General features: G+C 55.5%; 1 protein-coding gene and 1 pseudogene. Both read left to right on the top strand.

From position 1 onward, the window contains the following. Positions 1-326 (top strand): annotated as a pseudogene (locus tag x551_RS25665) (ATP-dependent transcriptional regulator); the annotation flags it as partial. A 407-nt stretch (positions 327-733) separates the two neighbouring features. Further along, the coding region (locus x551_RS26645) for a hypothetical protein (protein ID WP_036252000.1) at positions 734-962 on the top strand (229 nt) is incomplete at its 3' end.

The raw sequence follows: 962 nt of genomic DNA, 5'->3' as shown, positions 1-962 counted from the left end.
CACAACTGCTGCTCTGTCTGGCCATGTTCAGGCGGTTCAACAGTCACCTGGTTGCTGCGGCCACCAACATGAGCGACGCTGAAGATCTGCTTACGGAACTGGAACGAAGAGCGTTGCCGATTAGCCGCAGCAACGATGCGATGCTTCCTTACGCTCTGCATCCGATTGTTCGTGACTTCTTGCTAGTTCGATTACGCCGCCGCGGGTTCGATGAGATTAGTTCGTACATCCCACGTGCACTCAGTTGGTTAACTACCAACGGCCGGGTTGACGCCGCGATCGACCTGAGCTCGATGTTGGCAACGTTAAAGATGCTGCCGCGTTGATAGATCACTACGCCCGAACAATTGCTCGATATCAGGGGCGTCACTCCACTTTTCTTTATTGGGCAAATAAGCTTCCCGAGGACGCGCTATCGCAGTTCCCAGAGATCAGAGTAAAGCAAGCGTGGTCACTTGCAGTTCTTCGACGATCGGCGGAGGCGCGGGCAGTTCTCAGCAAACTGATTGCTGAGTTCGCCTCATCCGACACGCCGACTGAGTTGGCTAGTAGCTTTGATGAGCAACGCTTGAGTCGGATCCGACAGGCAGTTGAGCTCGAACGGTGCACCATACCCACGCTCTGCGATCGCGCCCAGGAAGCCGCTCCGTATGCACGAAGCTGGTTATCGCGTTGGCCAGACGCTGACCCAATCGATCTAGCCATCGGCAATATCGTTGTGGGATGCGGCGCAATGGCCGACACAAACTTCGAATCCAGCCTGGCTCATCTGCGCACAGCTCAACGCTACGTCGGCGAATGCAAGGGGTACTACGTTAAAGCTTGGGTCGACATGTGGTTAGCCACGGTCTTGAGCAAACAGGGGCGCTACCGACAGGCACTCTACGAGTGCGACGAGTCTGTAAAGGAGGTCACGTCGCATATCGGCGAAGAAACTGCCGTCGAAATCATGCTACATGCGA

The organism is Methylibium sp. T29 (assembly GCF_000576205.1).
GTDB classification, from domain to species: Bacteria; Pseudomonadota; Gammaproteobacteria; order Burkholderiales; family Burkholderiaceae_C; genus Methylibium; species Methylibium petroleiphilum.
Note: the sequence above shows the minus strand (reverse complement) of the source record. Positions and strands in the feature narration are given on the sequence as shown.